This window comes from Serratia sp. H402Y (genome assembly GCF_051172415.1).
Classification (GTDB): Bacteria; Pseudomonadota; Gammaproteobacteria; order Enterobacterales; family Enterobacteriaceae; genus Serratia; species Serratia ureilytica.
This window is the reverse complement of sequence record NZ_JBPIYZ010000001.1, coordinates 635,479-652,161: the sequence shown is the minus strand read 5'-3', so window position 1 is coordinate 652,161 and position 16,683 is coordinate 635,479. Positions and strand designations below refer to the sequence as shown.

Annotated in this window: 18 protein-coding genes and 1 pseudogene; 11 read left to right on the top strand and 8 right to left on the bottom strand. The window is 62.8% G+C overall.

Going from position 1 to position 16,683, the window contains the following annotated elements; translation table 11 throughout:
- Positions 1-9: 9 nt before the first annotated feature.
- The 3 genes from ACSBQS_RS03360 to ACSBQS_RS03350 form a co-directional block, all read right to left on the bottom strand.
- Positions 10-1,884, bottom strand: a complete 1,875-nt coding sequence (locus ACSBQS_RS03360; RefSeq protein ID WP_434989653.1) for a dipeptide ABC transporter ATP-binding protein — start codon at positions 1,882-1,884, stop codon at positions 10-12.
- Positions 1,885-1,903: 19 nt separating this feature from the next.
- Positions 1,904-2,860 carry an isoaspartyl peptidase/L-asparaginase family protein gene (locus ACSBQS_RS03355; protein WP_033650590.1) on the bottom strand — a complete coding sequence of 319 codons (957 nt, stop codon included), beginning with the start codon at positions 2,858-2,860 and terminating at the stop codon, positions 1,904-1,906.
- Positions 2,861-3,222: 362 nt separating this feature from the next.
- Positions 3,223-3,759, bottom strand: a complete 537-nt coding sequence (locus ACSBQS_RS03350) for a DUF924 family protein (RefSeq protein ID WP_033650589.1) — start codon at positions 3,757-3,759, stop codon at positions 3,223-3,225.
- 157 nt (positions 3,760-3,916) lie between these two features.
- Here ACSBQS_RS03350 and moeA point away from each other — a divergent pair, with 157 nt between their 5' ends.
- Positions 3,917-5,155: a molybdopterin molybdotransferase MoeA gene (gene moeA, locus ACSBQS_RS03345; protein WP_072628028.1), complete on the top strand. Its 1,239-nt coding sequence runs from the start codon at positions 3,917-3,919 to the stop codon at positions 5,153-5,155.
- A 2-nt stretch (positions 5,156-5,157) separates the two neighbouring features.
- On the top strand, positions 5,158-5,913 hold the full coding sequence (gene moeB, locus ACSBQS_RS03340) for a molybdopterin-synthase adenylyltransferase MoeB (protein WP_117189155.1): 756 nt from the start codon (positions 5,158-5,160) through the stop codon (positions 5,911-5,913).
- 51 nt (positions 5,914-5,964) lie between these two features.
- Here moeB and ACSBQS_RS03335 read toward each other — a convergent pair whose 3' ends face one another.
- Positions 5,965-7,557, bottom strand: a complete 1,593-nt coding sequence (locus ACSBQS_RS03335; protein ID WP_033642430.1) for an ABC-F family ATPase — start codon at positions 7,555-7,557, stop codon at positions 5,965-5,967.
- Positions 7,558-7,693: 136 nt separating this feature from the next.
- Positions 7,694-7,921 carry a tautomerase family protein gene (locus tag ACSBQS_RS03330; protein ID WP_033650586.1) on the bottom strand — a complete coding sequence of 76 codons (228 nt, stop codon included), beginning with the start codon at positions 7,919-7,921 and terminating at the stop codon, positions 7,694-7,696.
- Positions 7,922-7,984: 63 nt separating this feature from the next.
- Between ACSBQS_RS03330 and ACSBQS_RS03325 the strand changes: the two genes are divergently transcribed.
- Together ACSBQS_RS03325 and ACSBQS_RS03320 are read left to right on the top strand one after the other, a co-directional pair.
- Positions 7,985-8,452, top strand: coding sequence for a winged helix-turn-helix transcriptional regulator (locus ACSBQS_RS03325; protein WP_033642428.1), 468 nt, complete (start codon positions 7,985-7,987; stop codon positions 8,450-8,452).
- Positions 8,453-8,510: 58 nt separating this feature from the next.
- Positions 8,511-8,942, top strand: a complete 432-nt coding sequence (locus ACSBQS_RS03320; protein WP_019454439.1) for a hypothetical protein — start codon at positions 8,511-8,513, stop codon at positions 8,940-8,942.
- Here ACSBQS_RS03320 and cynR read toward each other — a convergent pair.
- A complete protein-coding gene (gene cynR, locus ACSBQS_RS03315; RefSeq protein WP_197666300.1) occupies positions 8,866-9,816 on the bottom strand; it encodes a transcriptional regulator CynR in 951 nt (316 codons plus the stop codon). The genes ACSBQS_RS03320 and cynR overlap by 77 nt on opposite strands.
- 111 nt (positions 9,817-9,927) lie before the next feature.
- On the opposite strand from cynR, the gene ACSBQS_RS03310 reads away from it, so the two are divergent.
- From ACSBQS_RS03310 to ACSBQS_RS03295, 4 genes are all read left to right on the top strand, one after another.
- Positions 9,928-10,581, top strand: coding sequence for a carbonic anhydrase (locus ACSBQS_RS03310; protein WP_164107260.1), 654 nt, complete (start codon positions 9,928-9,930; stop codon positions 10,579-10,581).
- Positions 10,582-10,600: 19 nt separating this feature from the next.
- The gene (cynS, locus tag ACSBQS_RS03305) at positions 10,601-11,071 is read left to right on the top strand and encodes a cyanase (protein WP_434989648.1); all 471 of its coding nucleotides are present in this window, start codon (positions 10,601-10,603) and stop codon (positions 11,069-11,071) included.
- A 233-nt stretch (positions 11,072-11,304) separates the two neighbouring features.
- Positions 11,305-11,562 carry a YjhX family toxin gene (locus tag ACSBQS_RS03300; RefSeq protein ID WP_342163065.1) on the top strand — a complete coding sequence of 86 codons (258 nt, stop codon included), beginning with the start codon at positions 11,305-11,307 and terminating at the stop codon, positions 11,560-11,562.
- A gap of 62 nt (positions 11,563-11,624) precedes the next feature.
- Positions 11,625-12,131 carry a GNAT family N-acetyltransferase gene (locus ACSBQS_RS03295; protein WP_342163067.1) on the top strand — a complete coding sequence of 169 codons (507 nt, stop codon included), beginning with the start codon at positions 11,625-11,627 and terminating at the stop codon, positions 12,129-12,131.
- A 32-nt stretch (positions 12,132-12,163) separates the two neighbouring features.
- Here ACSBQS_RS03295 and ACSBQS_RS03290 read toward each other — a convergent pair.
- A pseudogene (locus tag ACSBQS_RS03290) lies at positions 12,164-12,660 on the bottom strand (AAA family ATPase).
- A gap of 168 nt (positions 12,661-12,828) precedes the next feature.
- The gene (locus tag ACSBQS_RS03285) at positions 12,829-13,200 is read right to left on the bottom strand and encodes an antibiotic biosynthesis monooxygenase family protein (protein WP_149542603.1); all 372 of its coding nucleotides are present in this window, start codon (positions 13,198-13,200) and stop codon (positions 12,829-12,831) included.
- Between the two features lie 175 nt (positions 13,201-13,375).
- Here ACSBQS_RS03285 and ACSBQS_RS03280 point away from each other — a divergent pair, with 175 nt between their 5' ends.
- The 3 genes from ACSBQS_RS03280 to phoA all read left to right on the top strand — a co-directional run bounded on the left by ACSBQS_RS03280 (position 13,376) and on the right by phoA (position 16,400).
- Positions 13,376-14,059, top strand: a complete 684-nt coding sequence (locus ACSBQS_RS03280; protein ID WP_434989645.1) for an ArsR/SmtB family transcription factor — start codon at positions 13,376-13,378, stop codon at positions 14,057-14,059.
- A gap of 74 nt (positions 14,060-14,133) precedes the next feature.
- Positions 14,134-14,841, top strand: a complete 708-nt coding sequence (locus ACSBQS_RS03275; RefSeq protein WP_197666298.1) for a glutathione S-transferase N-terminal domain-containing protein — start codon at positions 14,134-14,136, stop codon at positions 14,839-14,841.
- 131 nt (positions 14,842-14,972) lie between these two features.
- Positions 14,973-16,400, top strand: coding sequence for an alkaline phosphatase (gene phoA / locus ACSBQS_RS03270; RefSeq protein ID WP_197749635.1), 1,428 nt, complete (start codon positions 14,973-14,975; stop codon positions 16,398-16,400).
- Positions 16,401-16,683 lie beyond the last annotated feature (283 nt).

The following is a 16,683-nucleotide window of genomic DNA, read 5'->3' as shown; positions in this document are numbered from 1 at the left end:
CTGAGGTCTTTAAAAAGCACCGGCGATCGGGTGGCGGGCGACAAAGTGCCCGGCGCCAACCTGCACCAGCGGTGCGGTAACGGGTTCATCGCCCAGCGCGCGCACTGGGCTCGGGATCTCATCGGCCGGCAGCGGCTGCCGTTTGTGGGCGTGAGCGGGATCGGCCACCGGCACCGCCGCCATCAGCTTGCGGGTATAGGGGTGCTGCGGTTTGTCGAACACCGCCTGCCGCGGGCCGATCTCGACGATCTGCCCGAGGTACATCACCGCCACCCGGTGGCTGATGCGCTCCACTACCGCCATGTCGTGTGAAATAAACAGAAAAGCGATGCCGAACTCGCGCTGCAGATCGAGCAGCAGATTGACGATCTGCGCCTGAATCGACACGTCCAGCGCCGAGACCGCCTCGTCGGCGATCACCACTTTCGGATTCAGCGCCAACGCGCGCGCGATGCAGATGCGTTGGCGTTGACCACCGGAAAATTCGTGCGGATAGCGGCGCGCATGCTCCGGCTGCAGACCGACGCGTTCCAGCAGCCAGGCTACCCGCCGTTCCGCCTCACGGCCGCGCATCACGTTGTACACCAACAGCGGCTCCATGATGGAGAAACCGACCGTCAGGCGCGGATCGAGCGAGGCGTAAGGATCTTGAAAAATGAACTGAATATCGCGCCGCAGGTGCTGCAGCGCCGGCCCCTTCAACCGATCGATTCGCCGCCCGGCGAAGGTGATGGTGCCGCTCTGGCTGTCCACCAGCTTCAGCAAAGAACGCCCGGTGGTGGACTTGCCGCAGCCGGACTCGCCCACCAGCCCCAGCGTCTCGCCGGGGTAAAGATCGAAGCTGACGTTTTCCACCGCATGTACCCGGCGAGTGACCCGATTGAACAGCCCGCCGCGCAGATCAAAACGCGTGACCAGATGCTCCACCCGCAGGATCGGCGCAGCGTCTGGCGGCACGGTATCCTGCGGCGCGGCATCGCCCTCGCCATCCGGCAGCGGAAACTTCGCCGGCAGCGGCCGCTCGGCCATCGCCCCCAGCTTCGGCACCGCCGCCAGCAGCGCCCGGGTATAGGCCTGTTGCGGCGCGGCGAACAGCTCGCGCACCCGATTTTGTTCCACCTGCTCACCGCGGCGCATCACCAGCACCCGGTCAGCGATCTCCGCCACCACGCCCATGTCGTGAGTGATGAAGATCACCCCCATCTGCATCTCCTGTTGCAGCACGCGGATCAGCTGCAGGATCTGCGCCTGAATGGTGACGTCGAGGGCGGTGGTGGGCTCATCGGCAATCAACAGCGCCGGCTTGCAGGAGAGCGCCATGGCGATCATCACCCGCTGGCGCATGCCGCCGGAAAGCTGATGCGGGTAGCGCCCCAACACCTCTTTAGCCTCCGGAATACGCACCAGATCGAGCATGCGCAGCGCCTCCTGGCGCGCGCTGCGGTGGTCCATGCCCTGATGCAAACGCAGCGATTCGGCGATCTGCTCGCCGACCGGAAATACCGGGTTGAGCGAGGTCATCGGCTCCTGGAAGATCATCGCCATGTCGGCGCCGCGCACCGTGCGCAGCGTGCGCTGCGAGGCGCGCGCCAAATCGAGCAACGCGCCGTCGCGCCGGCGCAGCGTCATGGCGCCGCCGACGATGCGCCCGCCGCCCTGCTCCACCAGACGCATCAGCCCCAGCGAAGTGACCGATTTGCCGGAGCCGGACTCGCCGACGATCGCCAGCGTCTCGCCGCGATCGAGATCGAACGACAGGTTGCGCACCGCGTCTACGGCGCCGTCCGCTTGAGGAAAGCTGATGCTCAGATCGCGCACCGTCAGCACCCGCTGCGGCGGCAATGACAGCCCGTCGCCGGCGGGCCGGAATGAAACGTCGGTCATACACCCTCCCGGTGAACGCTTAGCGATAAATCCCGACGGACGGCGCATCGCCGACATAGCCAAAACCGCGGTACATACCCTCGCTGTTGAACGGCAGCGCGATATTGCCGTGGCGATCGACGGCGATCATGCCGCCGCTGCCGCCCAGCGCCGGCAGCTTCTCCATCACCACCCGATCGCTGGCCTCTTGCAGGCTGAGCCCGCCGTATTCGATCAGGGCGGAGACGTCATAGGCCGCCACGCCGCGCATGAAGATTTCGCCGGTGCCGGTGCTGGAGACCGCCACGGTGGCATTGTTGGCATAGCAACCGGCGCCGATGATCGGCGTGTCGCCCACCCGCCCGGCCTGCTTGTTGGTCATGCCGCCGGTGGAAGTGGCGGCGGCGAGGTTGCCCAGCGCATCCAGCGCCACCGCGCCGACGGTGCCGAATTTGCGATCGGGATCGAGCGGCTCGCCGGCCTGCGCCGCGCCGTCGTGATCGAGCAATACCCGCCCCTGCTCCGCCTGGGCGCGGTGCAGCTGATCAAAACGTTCCTGAGTAAAGAAGAAGTCGGGGGCGACCATTTCCAGGCCGTGGGCGGCGGCAAACTTCTCGGCGCCTTCGGCGGCAAACAGCACGTGTTCGCTGTTTTCCAGCACCGCGCGCGCCGCCAGCACCGGGTTGCGGACACGGCTGACGCCGGCGACGGCGCCGGCATCACAGGTGCGGCCGTCCATCACGCAGGCATCCAGCTCGTGGGTGCCCTGATGGGTAAACACCGAGCCTTTACCGGCGTTGAACAGCGGGCACTCTTCGAGCAGCCGCACCGCTTCGGTCACCGCGTCCAGCGCGCTGCCGCCCTGTGCCAATATCGCCTGCCCGGCGGCCACGATCTCGGACAGCGCCTGAATATACTGCCGTTCCTTTTCCGCACTCAGCGCCGCCCGGGTAATTGCGCCCGCGCCGCCATGAATGGCAATCACTGGTTTGCTCATTTGCCTGACACCCTGTGTTAATCCCGCCGTAGCACAGCGAATAAGCTGAGCGCGGTATCATTATTAATTATTCAGTCTTTTTTCGATGCTATTTAGCCCGACTGTGGAAGTACAGCATAACGTCCACGCCCCACTTTTAGCGTAGTCCGCTTAGACCGTTTCGCACCTTGAAATAGCTTATTGGAATAAAAACAGCAGGTTATAAAAAGCAGCAAACCGCTGAGAGTGAGGCTGGGATTATTGGTAATTTCGCGAGAGGAAATAGCGGCATGGGGTCATGAAATAAACGTTCACGCTGAATAATCATTATTTCGACGCCCGGCCTGCCGTTTTTTTCCCGGCCGGGCGAAGATACTCCGCGATTAAAAACCGGAACCGGGTTGCTGTAAAAAGGCCTCTTCTTCCGGCGTGCTGATGCGCCCCAATATCGCATTGCGATGCGGGTAACGGCCGAAACGATCGATGATCGCCTTATGACGCAGTTCGAATTCCAGCTGATCGCCGTTATTGAGCTCGGTATACAACACCAGCGCCTGTTGGTGAATCAGCGGCGATTCCGAATGCATGAACGGCAGATAAAGGAAGCCGCGCTGCTCGCGGCTCAGCCGTTCGCACTCGCCGCTGCGGATCGCCTCCTGCGCCAGAATCAACGCCATGCCGTCGCAGGCGAACGACTGCGGCGTGCCGCGGAACAGGTTGCGGCTGAACTGATCGAGCACGATCACCTCCGCCAGCCGCCCTTCGATGGTGTCGCGCCAGTGAGCCAGCTCTCCCGCCGCCGCCGCCCGCCAGATTTCGCCGAAGCGGCTGTGCAGCAGACGATCGAAATCATCGTCCTTTTTAAACCACATCACCGGTTCGATCTCGTCGAACCAGAACTCGATAACCTGTTTATGCATCATGACTCTCCTCTGTTTTACGCAGTTTATACCCGATCGCCCCAGCGCCGCAGTGCGAAAGATGGCGGGCATAACCCGTTCTCCCCCCCGGCGTTCTCTGCCATAATACCCGCACTTTGTCGCTATCAATGCGCACCCTGATTACGGAGTTCCCCTTATGGATCATTGCCATACTTCCGATCTCATCTCCCTGGAGCAAGCGCTGGAAAAAATGCTCGGGCAGATCGCCCCGCTGCAACAGACCGAATCCGTCGCGCTGACCGCCGCCGCCGGCCGCATCACCGCCGCGCCGGTGGTCTCACCGCTCGACGTGCCGCCGTTCGCCAACTCGGCGATGGACGGCTATGCGGTGCGCCTCGCCGATCTGGCGGCCAATGCGCCGTTGCCGGTCGCCGGGAAAGCCTTCGCCGGCGCGCCGTTCGACGGCCAATGGCCGGCCAACAGCTGCGTGCGCATCATGACCGGCGCGCCGATCCCGGCCGGGGCGGACGCCGTGATCATGCAAGAGCAGGCCGAAGTGAGCGACCAGAGCGTGCGTTTTACCGCCCCGGTAGAAGCCGGCCAGAATATTCGTCTGGCGGGTGAAGACATTCGCCAAGGCGCCAGCGTGTTGCCGGCCGGCGTGAAGCTGGGCGCCGCGCAGCTGCCGCTGCTGGCCTCGCTCGGGGTCGCCGAAGTGCAGGTGATGCGTAAGCTGAAGGTGGCGGTGTTTTCCACCGGCGACGAACTGCAGCCGGTCGGCCAGCCGCTACAGGCGGGCCAGATCTATGATACCAACCGCTTCGCGGTACGCCTGATGCTGGAGCAGCTGGGCTGCGACGTGCTCGATCTCGGCATTATCCGCGACGATCGCGATGCGCTGCGCGCCGCCTTCGAACAAGCGGACAGCCAGGCCGATGTGGTGATCAGCAGCGGCGGCGTCTCGGTCGGCGAAGCCGACTACACCAAACAGATGCTCGACGAGCTGGGCCAGGTCAGCTTCTGGAAGCTGGCTATCAAACCCGGCAAACCGTTCGCCTTCGGCAAACTGGGCCACGCCTGGTTCTGCGGCCTGCCGGGCAACCCGGTTTCCGCCGCCCTGACCTTCTACCAACTGGTGCAACCGCTGCTGGCGAAGCTGGCCGGCCACAGCGACTGGCGCCTGCCGCCGCGCCTGCGCGCGCGGGCGCTGACGCCGCTGAAGAAATCGCCGGGCCGCCTCGATTTTCAGCGCGGCGTGTTCAGCAGCAACGCCGCGGGCGAACTGGAGGTGAGCACCACCGGCCACCAGGGCTCGCACGTCTTCAGCTCCTACAGCCAGGGCAACTGTTTCATCGTGCTGGAGCGCGAACGCGGTTCGGTGGCGGCGGGTGAAACGGTGGAGATTGAGCCGTTCAACGCCCTGCTGAGGAGCTGAACATGTTGCCGGAATTGACCGACGCCGAAGCGCTGCGCTACAACCGCCAGATCGTGCTGCGCGGCTTTGACTTCGACGGCCAGGAGAAGCTGAAGGCCGCCCGCGTGCTGATCGCCGGGCTGGGCGGGCTGGGCTGCGCCGCCGCGCCTTATCTGGCGGCAGCCGGGGTCGGCCATCTGGTGCTGGTGGATTTCGACACCGTCTCGCTCTCCAATCTGCAGCGCCAGATCCTGCACCGCGACGATCGCATCGGCCAGAGCAAAGTCGCCTCCGCCAGGCAGGAACTGAGCGCCATCAATCCGCATATCCGCATCGACGCCATCGACGGTCGTCTGGAAGACGATGCGGTTGCGGCAGAGATCGCCGCCTGCGATCTGGTGCTGGACTGCACCGATAACGTGGCGGCGCGCGACGCGCTGAACCGCCTGTGCCACGCGCAGCGCAAACCGCTGGTTTCCGGCGCGGCGATCCGCATGGAGGGCCAGCTCAGCGTGTTCACCTATCAGCCGGGCGAGCCCTGCTACCGCTGCCTGAGCCGGCTGTTCGGCGACAGCGCCCTCACCTGCGTCGAAGCGGGCGTGATGGCGCCGCTGGTCGGCACTATCGGCACCCTGCAGGCGATGGAAGCCATCAAGCTGTTGGCCGAGTACGGTCAGCCGCTGCGCGGCAAGCTGTTGATGTTCGATGCGATGAGCATGCAGTTCCGCGAGATGAAACTGCCGAAGGATCCGCACTGCGAGGTGTGCGGCGGAGAATGACGGATAAAAAAAGGGCGGGGTAATTCCCGCCCTGATGCGTTGCCGCGAGGGTTATACGATGCCCTGGCTGCGCAGATAGTCTTCGTAGTTGCCGGTAAAGTCGATCACCTTGTTCGGGGTGATTTCCAGAATACGCGTCGCCAGCGAGCTGACGAACTCACGGTCGTGGGAGACGAAGATCAGCGTGCCTTCGTACATCTCCAGCGCCATGTTCAGCGATTCGATGGATTCCATATCCAGGTGGTTGGTTGGTTCGTCCATCACCAGAATATTCGGGCGCTGCATCATCAGCTTGCCGAACAGCATGCGGCCCTTCTCGCCACCGGACAGCACCTTCACTTTCTTCTTGATGTCGTCCTGGCTGAACAGCAGACGGCCCAGCACGCTGCGCACCGCCTGCTCGTCGTCTTTTTCCTGCTTCCACTGGCTCATCCAGTCGAACACGGTCAGGGTGTCGTCGAACTCGTATTCGTGATCCTGCGCGTAGTAACCGATACGGGCGTTTTCCGACCATTTCACGGTGCCGCTGTCCGGCTGCGCGTCGCCCACCAGCGTTTTCAGCAGGGTGGTTTTACCGATGCCGTTGGCGCCCAGCACCGCGACCTTCTCGCCCACTTCCACCATCAGGTTCAGCTTGCTGAACAACGGGCCTTCATCGAAGCCCTTGGTGAGCGCTTCCACTTCCAGCGCATTACGGAACAGCTTCTTGTCCTGCTCGAAGCGGATGAACGGGTTCTGGCGGCTGGAGGCTTTCACCTCTTCCAGCTGGATCTTGTCGATCTGGCGAGCGCGCGAGGTGGCCTGCTTGGATTTGGAGGCGTTGGCGCTAAAGCGGCTGACGAACGATTGCAGCTCATTGATCTGCGCCTTCTTCTTGGCGTTGTCCGCCAGCAGACGCTCGCGCGCCTGGGTGGCGGCGGTCATGTATTCGTCGTAGTTGCCCGGGTAAACGCGCAGTTCGCCGTAGTCCAGATCCGCCATGTGGGTGCAGACCATGTTCAGGAAGTGACGGTCGTGCGAGATGATGATCATGGTGCTGTTGCGCTCGTTGAGCACGTTTTCCAGCCAGCGAATGGTGTCGATGTCCAGGTTGTTGGTCGGTTCGTCGAGCAGCAGGATTTCCGGATCGGAGAACAGCGCCTGCGCCAGCAACACGCGCAGCTTCCAGCCCGGCGCGATTTCGCTCATCGGGCCATAGTGCTGCTCAACCGGAATACCCACGCCGAGCAACAGTTCGCCGGCGCGCGCTTCGGCGCTGTAGCCGTCCATTTCGCCGTAGGCCACTTCCAGATCGGCCACTTTATAGCCGTCTTCTTCGCTCATCTCCGCCAATGCGTAGATGCGGTCGCGCTCTTCCTTCACCGCCCACAGTTCGGTGTGGCCCATGATCACGGTATCCAGCACGCTGTACTGCTCAAAGGCGAACTGATCCTGACGCAGTTTACCCAGGCGCTCGTTCGGATCGAGGAACACGTTGCCGCCGCTCGGCGCCAGATCGCCGCCGAGGATTTTCATAAAGGTGGACTTGCCGCAGCCGTTGGCGCCGATCAGGCCGTAACGGTTACCGCCGCCGAATTTGACAGAGATGTTTTCAAACAACGGCTTGCTGCCGAACTGCATGGTGATGTTGTTAGTGCTTAACACAGCGCTCGCTCTTTATACATAGGGAATGTGATTTGGCGCGCATTATGCCACAACGGGGTGCAGAGATCGCGGGAAGTTTCGGTGACATTTTGAGCGCCTGCGGCATCCGATCCTTTTCGCAGGCGGCATAGCTGAATTAACGCGGCGGGAACTTCGCGGCAATCATCGCCGCCGTCGGCTGCACGCCGCCCAGGCTCCATTGTTCGGGCGCATGTTCATCGATTCGGACCCAAACCGACTGCCTGAACGCCGGATCGCCTCGCCCTTCTATCTCCACCAACAGTTCGGTAATGCGGGACAGCAATTCGCTTTTTTGCCGTTCATCCAGCATGCCTTTCACCGTTTGCACATTAACAAATGGCATTATACTCTCCTTGAATATAGATAAGTCTAAAAACAAGACTTAGATTAGCGAAGGAAAATGCCCATGTCAAAATCTCCCGATCTCCCTACCGTTTCTCTTGCCCTGTGCGGGCTGGCGCAGGCCGCGGATCTGCTTGGCGATCGCTGGACGTTACTGATCCTGCGCGAGTCATTCTACGGCGTCCGCCGTTTTGAAGAGCTGCGCGAGAATATCGGCGCTTCACGCCAGGCGTTGAGCAACCGTCTGAATGCCATGGTAGAACAAGAACTGTTGGCCAAACGCGCTTACCGGGAGCCGGGCGAGCGCGAACGACATGAATATGTCTTGACGGACAAGGGGCGCAGCCTGGGGCCCATCCTGGTTGCGCTGATGGCGTGGGGCCACCGGCATATTCTGCATGACAGCCCCCACGTTCAACTGGTGGATAAACGCAGCGGGCTGCCGGTGCAGCTGGCATTTATCGATGCGCAGGCGCACGTGGTGCCTGAAGACGCGCTGCAAATGTCGGCCGTTGAGCTCCCCCCGGCCTGACTTACCCATTCTGGTCTACGCTTGATACCAGACTGATTTAGGACAAGGATGCTGAACCATGCCACACCTCTATAACACCGCGCTGCTGATCGGCGCCGCGCTGAGCGCCATCGCCGCCCTGCTGCATATTTGGGTGATCGCCGCCGGGCCGCGCGGCTATCGACTGTGCGGCGCTGGCGATCGCTTCATTAAGGCGGCGGAAGCGGGTAAAAAGTTCCCGGCCGTCGTCACCGCCGGCATCGCGCTGGTGCTGTTTATTTGGGCGCTGTATGCGCTGTCCGGCGCGGGCCTGATCGCGCCGCTGCCGCTGCTGCGGCCCGCGCTGTTTATCATCACCTTTATCTACCTGCTACGCGGCGTCGCCGGCCCTTTCGCCCTGCGCGATACCGGCCGCAGCCAACGCTTCATCGTCGTCAGCTCGCTGATTTGCCTCGGCTTCGGGCTGGTGCATCTGCTGGGGATGACGCAGCGCTGGAGTGCGTTGGCGTAACGCCCTGTTCCTGCAAGACGGCGATAAACGCCTGCGCGGCGGCGCTGCGGTAAGCGCCTTGGCGCTGCAGCAATACCGCCTGACGGGCCGGCATGGCGTTGGCCAGCGCCACCTTTTTCAACTGCCGGTTCTCGCGCGCAATCGCGGCCGGCAACAGCGTGGCGAGCTGCCCGCGCCGCACGATCTCGACGATGGCGCCCAGCACATTGGCCTCCACCGCCACCTGTGGCCGAAACCCCAACTGCGTGCAGTAGCGATCGATAAACTGACGCGTGGCGAAGTCGCCGCTCAGCAAAGCCAGCGGCAGATGCTGCCATTCCGCCAGCGTCAGCGGCCGACACCGCGCCGCCAGGGGATGTTCAGCGCCGACCATCAGCTCCAGCGTCTCGCTGAACAACACCGAGGCTTCCACCTCCGCCGACTGCGCCATCTCAAAGGCAATCCCCAGATCCAGCCGATCCTGCGCCAGCAGCGCCTCGATTCGTTCTTGCGCCATCTCCTCAATGCTCAGCGTAATCCCCGGGTAACGGCGATAGAACGCATCGATCGTCGGCCCCACCAGATAGGCAGTGAACGTCGGAGTCATCGCCAGCCGCAAATGGCCGCGCGCCAGCGTCGCCACGTCATGGATCGCCCGCGCGCCGGCGTCCAGATCCTGCAGCGCCAGCCGCGCATAGCGCATCCAGGCCTCACCGGCGTCGGTCAGCTGCACCCTTCTGCCGCTGCGATCGAACAGCGGCGCTCCCAGCGTATCCTCCAACTGTTTGATCTGTTGGGAGAGCGTCGGTTGCGAGACGTGCAGCGCTTCGGCGGCGCGGGTGAAATTGCCCTGTTCGGCAACGGCCAGAAAATATCGGATATGTCGCAGCAGCATAGCGCCCCAGCTATTAGTAAAACCTATAGCCAGTATTATAAATGGGTCTTAGACCCTATAGCCAGAAGCGTTCATCATGCCGTCATCGCTTACCCCCCAGGGAGAAAGACAATGAAAGAGGTGATTGAAGGCTTCCTGAAGTTTCAGCGCGAAGCCTTTGTTGAACGCACGGCGCTGTTTCAGCGGCTGGCGACCCGCCAAAACCCGCGCACGCTGTTTATCTCGTGTTCCGACAGCCGCCTGGTGCCGGAGCTGGTCACCCAGCGCGAGCCGGGCGATCTGTTCGTTATCCGCAACGCCGGTAACATCGTGCCGTCTTTCGGCCCCGAACCCGGTGGGGTGACCGCCTCGGTCGAGTACGCCGTCGCCGCGCTGGGCGTGGAAGATATCGTGATCTGCGGCCATTCCGACTGCGGCGCGATGACCGCCATCGCCACCTGCCAGTGTCTGGATCACCTGCCGACGGTCGCCGGCTGGCTGCGTTACGCCGATTCCGCCAAGGCGGTCAATCAGGCTTATCCGCACGCCTGCGACGAAGCGCGGGTCGCGTCTATGGTGCGCGAGAACGTCATCGCCCAGCTCAACAACATCAAAACGCACCCTTCCGTCGCCCTGGCGCTGGATCAGGGCCGCCTGGCGTTGCACGGCTGGGTCTATGACATCGCCAGCGGCGCTATCGAGGCGCTGGACGGCGAAACCCGCCGCTTCGTGCCGCTCGCCACCCATCCCGAGGTGACCGCCACGCCGGCGAACGCCCGTTTTTAAGCCCACAAAAGGAGCCAACATGACACACTCTCTGCACAACGCCGCCCCGCGCGAAGCGCTCACCGACACCATCATGGCCGCCAAGATCCGCCATAACCTGACGTTCGAAGCGCTGGCCGAGGGCACCGGTCTCAGCCTGGCGTTCGTCACCGCCGCCCTGCTGGGGCAGCATACGCTGCCGGAACCGGCGGCGCGCACGGTGGCGGCCAAGCTGGGGCTGGATGAAGAAGCGGTGCAGCTGCTGCAAACCATCCCGCTGCGCGGCAGCATTCCCGGCGGCGTGCCGACCGACCCGACCATTTATCGTTTCTATGAAATGCTGCAGGTCTACGGTTCCACGCTGAAAGCGCTGGTGCACGAGCAGTTTGGCGACGGCATCATCAGCGCCATCAACTTCAAGCTGGATATCAAGAAGGTGCCCGATCCGGACGGCGGCGAACGCGCGGTGATCACCCTGGACGGCAAATACCTGCCGACCAAACCTTTCTGATTGGCCTTGCGCCGGCGGCCCGCGTCGCCGGCAAATTGACAGCCAACCGGCCATTGGCTACATTAACTGCGCTGAAACGCCGCCCTGGCGTATTTCACTGCCCGAGGCCTGTATGTTGGAGATTGTAACCACCCGATAGTCGCTTCCTTGCCGCATGGCGAGGGACTCTGACGTATCCGACGCGCGTTTGCGCGGGGATGCGCGTATCTGGGGTTATTACAGGATCTCCCAACATGAACATTTCCAAAGCGGAACAACGCGTGCTGCACGTGTTGGCCAAAGGCGGCTATATCGCCTTCACCCGCAACGACGCCGGTCGCGTCACCCACGTCGAATGCTATACCCGCGAAGGGCTCGGCCTGGCCGACTGCTCGCTGGCCGTTTTCACCAAGCTCAAAACCAAACGCCTGATCCTCTCTCGCCAGGGGCGCCCTTATCGCGTCACCTTCGCCGGGCTCAAGACCGTGCGGGCGCAGCTGGACAACCGTTAATCATCGATACCGGCCGGGCAGGCAGCCCGGTCGGCATAGCCTTATTTAATCAGGATATAACCATGAACATCACGTTACGCCACGAAACGCCGGCCGACGTCGGCGCCATCGCCACCCTGACCGCCGCCGCATTCTTGCATGCCGAACACAGCAGCCACACCGAGCAGTTTATCGTCAATGCGCTGCGCGCGGCGGGAGCCCTCACCCTGTCGCTGGTCGCCGAACGCAATGGCACACCGATCGGGCACGCGTCCGTCTCGCCGGTCACACTCAGCAACGGCGCCGCCGGGTGGTACGGGCTGGCGCCGGTGTCGGTGCTGCCGGCCTGTCAGGGCCAGGGGATCGGCAGCCGGCTTATCCGCCAGTTGCTGGCCGAGCTGCAGGAACGCGGCGCCGCAGGCTGCGTGGTGCTGGGCGATCCGAACTATTACGGCCGCTTTGGCTTCCAGGCGCAGTGCGCGCTGACCCTGCCGGGCGTGCCGCAAGACTACTTCCGCGCCATCGCCTTCCAGGGCGCGCTGCCGTGCGCGGAGGTCACCTTCCACAACGCGTTTAACGCCGAAGCCTAACCCTGTTGCCGGCGCCGTCATGGCGCCGGTTTTCAGTCCCGTTCGCCATAACGCAAGACGCTCATCCCTTCCTCTTCTGCCGGGGGAACAAAATACTGCGCCAGATGCTCAAACTCCGCCTCGCTCAGTGTAAACGGGTGCTCGCCGCGCGCATTTCTCAGCGTTATCCGGTTCAGGCACTGCGCATGGCTGACGTCGAGAAAGTGCAGGCAGTGCGCGACGCCGGCCTCTTCCGCCAAGGCTTTGGCCCAGCGCCGCCTGTCCGGCGTATTCATCGGGAAATCGAGCGCCACGGACCAACCGCCGCGCAGCAGCTGAACGAGGTGCCCGCCCAACGCCCGCCGCAACCGGTCGGAACAGCGCGCGTAGTCTTGCAGGCTGGCCATCTCCTGTTCATACAGCGTCGCCAGCCACGCATCTTCGCTCAGCAACAGCGTTTGCGGCTGCTGGGCCAAACGCTGGCCAACGTCGATTTGCCTGCGCCGGCCTTGCCGCACATCAGGTGTAAAACTGCAGGGTAGGTTTTCATGACGTTCTCCGGTCGTTGCCGGAAGGGGATAAAAAAACCCGCCTGCCGGCGGGTTTTTATTGGCGACACACGCGCTATCCCACCCTCTGGAGAAGGGTGATAATAATTTGCGCGAATGGGCGGTAGGATTTTTTCATAGCTAATGAATATGACAACCGTGCAGCGTTGTCAATTCGCTTCCGACACAGGCTTGCCATTGGCGTGATAACAACGGCTATCCTGTGGCGCCTGCTCGCGGCTCTCCAGCCCGTAGTCCCGCACCACTTCCGCCACCCGCAGCCGATACTGCGCCAACACCTCGCCACGGCCGCGCGCCTGCGCCGCCCGGTGCTGTTCGAGATTGCGCCACTGTTGCACCGCCGCTTCGTCGCGCCAAAAAGAGAGCGACAGCAGGCGCGCAGGATCGGCCAGGCTTTGAAAGCGCTCGATGGAAATGAATCCGTCGATCTGCGCCAGCAGCGGCTTCAGCTCCGCCGCCAGCGCCAGATAGGTATCGCGCTGCCCATCGGCGGCCTGCAGTTCAAAAATCACGGCGATCATTATCTTCTCCTCTCAACGGTAAAATTCCGGTACGCGCGCAGGGTAAGAATGGCGCCACTGCACCGGTTTCAACGCCCGCTCATCAATATCCAGCGAATACGGCCGCACAGCACCAAAGTGCGATGACCACAGGCTAGCAATGGACGCACAGCCATACTTCGTCTAACCTCGAAGTATGCATAACATCGAGATAGAAGATCGTTTAGCGGCGCTGAGCGCCGCCATCGCCGACCGCACCCGGGCGCGCATGCTGTGCCTGTTGATGGACGGGCGCGCCTACACCGCCACCGAGCTCAGCGCGGCGGTCGAGGTCGCCCCGTCCACCGCCAGCGCGCATCTGGCGAAACTGCTGGAGCAGCAGTTGATTGCCTGCGTCAAACAGGGGCGCTATCGCTATTTTCGGCTGGCCGGGCAACCGGTGGCCGCAGCGCTGGAAGGCCTGATGGCACTGGCGGGCGTGCCGCGCCCGTCGGTGAAAAGCCGCACGCCCACCTCGCTGCAATATGCTCGCACCTGCTACGACCATATGGCGGGCGAGGTGGCGGTGAAGCTGCACGATCGGCTGCATGCGCTGAACTGGCTGACCGGCGAAGCAGACTACCGGTTAAGCGACGCCGGGCAGGCCGCGCTGGCGCGGCTGGGCGTCGATTGCTCCCCCGCTCCCACCCGCCGCCGCTTCGCCTGCGGCTGCCTGGACTGGAGCGAACGCCGCTGTCATCTCGGCGGCGCGCTGGGCGCCGCGCTGTTGGCCGCCTTTATCCAACGCGGCTGGATCCTTCGCCGTCTCGACAGCCGCGAGCTGCAGCTGACCCCCGCCGGTAAAAAAGCGCTGGCCGCACATTTTGACCTCACGGTGTAACCCGGCGACAGGGTAGTTTTACTGCAATACTCTAGGGGTACGCTTAAGCGCCCCCGCCAACCCGAGGAGTTTCCATGCTCGATTCTACCCAATTCCCGATCGTCAAACGCTGGCCGGCTCAGCATCCAGAACGGCTGCAGCTCTACTCTCTGCCGACGCCGAACGGCGTCAAAGTCTCCATCATGCTGGAGGAGATCGGCCTGCCTTATGAAGCGCACCTGATCGACATCGGCAACAACGAAACCTGGACGCCGGAATTCCTGGCGCTGAACCCGAACGGCAAGATCCCGGCGATCATCGATCCCGACGGCCCTGGCGGCCGGCCGCTGCCGCTGTTCGAATCCGGCGCCATTCTGCTCTACCTGGCGGAAAAGAGCGGCCGTTTCCTGCCGCAGGACCCGGCGCAGCGTTACGAAACCATTCAATGGGTGTTCTTCCAGATGGCCGCCGTCGGCCCGATGTTCGGCCAGCTCGGTTTCTTCCATAAATTCGCCGGGCGCGAATATGAAGACAAGCGGCCGCTGGAGCGCTACAAAAACGAATCGAAACGCCTGCTCGGCGTGCTGGAAAAGCGACTTGAAGGCCGCGACTGGATCATGGGCGCGGAGTACACCATCGCCGATATCTCGCTGCTGGGTTGGGTGCGCAACCTGATCGGCTTCTATGAGGCGCGCGAACTGGTGGAGTTCGACAGTTTCCCTCGCGTCGCGCAGTGGCTGGAGCGCGGTCTGGCGCGCCCGGCGGTGCAGCGCGGGCTGGCTATCCCGGCGCGCGCGGCCTGATCGTCAAACGGGATGGCCGCCGGGCCGTCCCGCCTTCCGCTGTCATAAAATTGTCATCCCTCTGCTCTACTCTCCTTTCGTAACAATTTGATGTTATTTACATTGTTGTATTACGACAAGGAGCTTACCCCATGCAACCTGCTGTATCCCTGATCGCCGGCGCCGTACTGTCCGCCCTGCTCTGTTCCTCCGCCATCGCGGCGGAAACCTCGGCCAATGCCGATGGCCTGACCGATCGCGCCGCGCGCGGCAACCTCGTCGAACCGGGCGGCGCCCGCCGTCTGGCCGGCGATCAGACCGCCGCGCTGAAGGCGTCGCTGTCGGACAAAACGGCGAAAAACGTGATCCTGCTGATCGGCGACGGCATGGGGGATTCCGAGATCACCGCCGCGCGCAACTACGCCGAAGGCGCAGGCGGTTACTTCAAGGGCATCGACGCCCTGCCGCTGACAGGACAATACACCCATTACTCGCTGGACAGGAAAACCCACAAGCCGGACTACGTGACCGACTCCGCCGCCTCCGCCACCGCCTGGGCCACCGGGGTGAAAACCTATAACGGCGCGCTCGGCGTGGACGTGAACGGCAAGGATCAACCGACGCTGCTGGAGATCGCCAAGGCGGCCGGCAAGGCCACCGGCAACGTCTCCACCGCCGAGTTGCAAGACGCCACGCCGGCGGCGCTGGTCTCGCACGTCATCTCACGCAAGTGCTACGGCCCGGAGGAAACCAGCGAGAAATGCGCCGCTAACGCACTGGAAAACGGCGGCCGCGGCTCCATCACCGAACAACTGCTGAAAACCCGCGCCGACGTCACGCTGGGCGGCGGCGCGAAATCGTTCAACCAGCTGGCGAAAAGCGGCGAATGGCAAGGAAAATCGCTGAAGGACCAGGCGGCGGCGCAGGGTTATCAGTGGGTGAGCAACGCCGACGAACTGCAGGCCGTTACCCTCGCCAACCAGCAAAAACCGCTGCTGGGGCTGTTCGCCGACGGCAATATGCCGGTGCGTTGGCTGGGGCCGAAAGCCAGCTACCACGGCAACCTCGACAAACCGGCAGTGACCTGCGAAAAAAACCCGGCGCGCACCGCCGCCACGCCAACGCTGGCGGCGATGACCGAAAAAGCGATCGCGCTGTTGAAAGACAACCCGAACGGCTTCTTCCTGCAGGTCGAGGGCGCGTCGATCGATAAGCAGGATCACGCCGCCAACCCGTGCGGGCAGATTGGCGAAACCGTCGATCTGGACGAAGCGGTACAAAAAGCGCTGGCCTTCGCCCGCGCCGACGGCAACACGCTGGTGATCGTCACCGCCGACCACGCGCACGCCAGCCAGATCGTCTCCGCCGACGCCAAAGCGCCGGGCCTGACCCAAAAGCTGACCACCAAGGACGGCGCGCCGATGACCCTAAGCTACGGCAACTCGGAAGAGGAATCGCAGGGGCACACCGGCACCCAGCTGCGCGTCGCGGCCTACGGCCCGCACGCCGCCAACGTAGTGGGCCTGACCGATCAGACCGATCTGTTCTTCACCATGCGCGATGCGATGGGCATCAAGTAACCGCCCCCTGAACGATGGCCGCCCGCCACGGCGGCCATTTATTATTGGTTACTGCTAGGTATTTGCAATTTAACCGCAATTATTGTGTGATAACGAAATAACGTCTAATTACGCGACAATTAGCCCCTGAAAATAACGCGGTTATACGGCCTTTCTTCCCTCTCTGTTTATTCCTGCGACAGCAACCGGCCGTTTTTTGCTTATATTCATTTTTTTTAGTTACAAAAGTAGTTTTTAACATTCTCGCAAACAATAATACCCCGCCAGTAACGTGAACCGATCA

What these genes read in the sequence shown, in the direction of transcription:
- phoA (WP_197749635.1), top strand. Translation starts at nt 14,973, where the DNA reads ATGCAACCTGCTGTATCCCTGATCGCCGGCGCCGTACTGTCCGCCCTG.
- ACSBQS_RS03320 (WP_019454439.1), top strand. Translation starts at nt 8,511, where the DNA reads ATGCCACACCTCTATAACACCGCGCTGCTGATCGGCGCCGCGCTGAGC.
- ACSBQS_RS03330 (WP_033650586.1), bottom strand. Translation starts at nt 7,921, where the DNA reads ATGCCATTTGTTAATGTGCAAACGGTGAAAGGCATGCTGGATGAACGG.
- ACSBQS_RS03350 (WP_033650589.1), bottom strand. Translation starts at nt 3,759, where the DNA reads ATGCATAAACAGGTTATCGAGTTCTGGTTCGACGAGATCGAACCGGTG.
- ACSBQS_RS03325 (WP_033642428.1), top strand. Translation starts at nt 7,985, where the DNA reads ATGTCAAAATCTCCCGATCTCCCTACCGTTTCTCTTGCCCTGTGCGGG.
- ACSBQS_RS03280 (WP_434989645.1), top strand. Translation starts at nt 13,376, where the DNA reads ATGCATAACATCGAGATAGAAGATCGTTTAGCGGCGCTGAGCGCCGCC.
- moeB (WP_117189155.1), top strand. Translation starts at nt 5,158, where the DNA reads ATGTTGCCGGAATTGACCGACGCCGAAGCGCTGCGCTACAACCGCCAG.
- ACSBQS_RS03285 (WP_149542603.1), bottom strand. Translation starts at nt 13,200, where the DNA reads ATGATCGCCGTGATTTTTGAACTGCAGGCCGCCGATGGGCAGCGCGAT.
- moeA (WP_072628028.1), top strand. Translation starts at nt 3,917, where the DNA reads ATGGATCATTGCCATACTTCCGATCTCATCTCCCTGGAGCAAGCGCTG.
- ACSBQS_RS03275 (WP_197666298.1), top strand. Translation starts at nt 14,134, where the DNA reads ATGCTCGATTCTACCCAATTCCCGATCGTCAAACGCTGGCCGGCTCAG.
- ACSBQS_RS03360 (WP_434989653.1), bottom strand. Translation starts at nt 1,884, where the DNA reads ATGACCGACGTTTCATTCCGGCCCGCCGGCGACGGGCTGTCATTGCCG.
- ACSBQS_RS03310 (WP_164107260.1), top strand. Translation starts at nt 9,928, where the DNA reads ATGAAAGAGGTGATTGAAGGCTTCCTGAAGTTTCAGCGCGAAGCCTTT.
- ACSBQS_RS03355 (WP_033650590.1), bottom strand. Translation starts at nt 2,860, where the DNA reads ATGAGCAAACCAGTGATTGCCATTCATGGCGGCGCGGGCGCAATTACC.
- cynR (WP_197666300.1), bottom strand. Translation starts at nt 9,816, where the DNA reads ATGCTGCTGCGACATATCCGATATTTTCTGGCCGTTGCCGAACAGGGC.
- ACSBQS_RS03295 (WP_342163067.1), top strand. Translation starts at nt 11,625, where the DNA reads ATGAACATCACGTTACGCCACGAAACGCCGGCCGACGTCGGCGCCATC.
- ACSBQS_RS03300 (WP_342163065.1), top strand. Translation starts at nt 11,305, where the DNA reads ATGAACATTTCCAAAGCGGAACAACGCGTGCTGCACGTGTTGGCCAAA.
- cynS (WP_434989648.1), top strand. Translation starts at nt 10,601, where the DNA reads ATGACACACTCTCTGCACAACGCCGCCCCGCGCGAAGCGCTCACCGAC.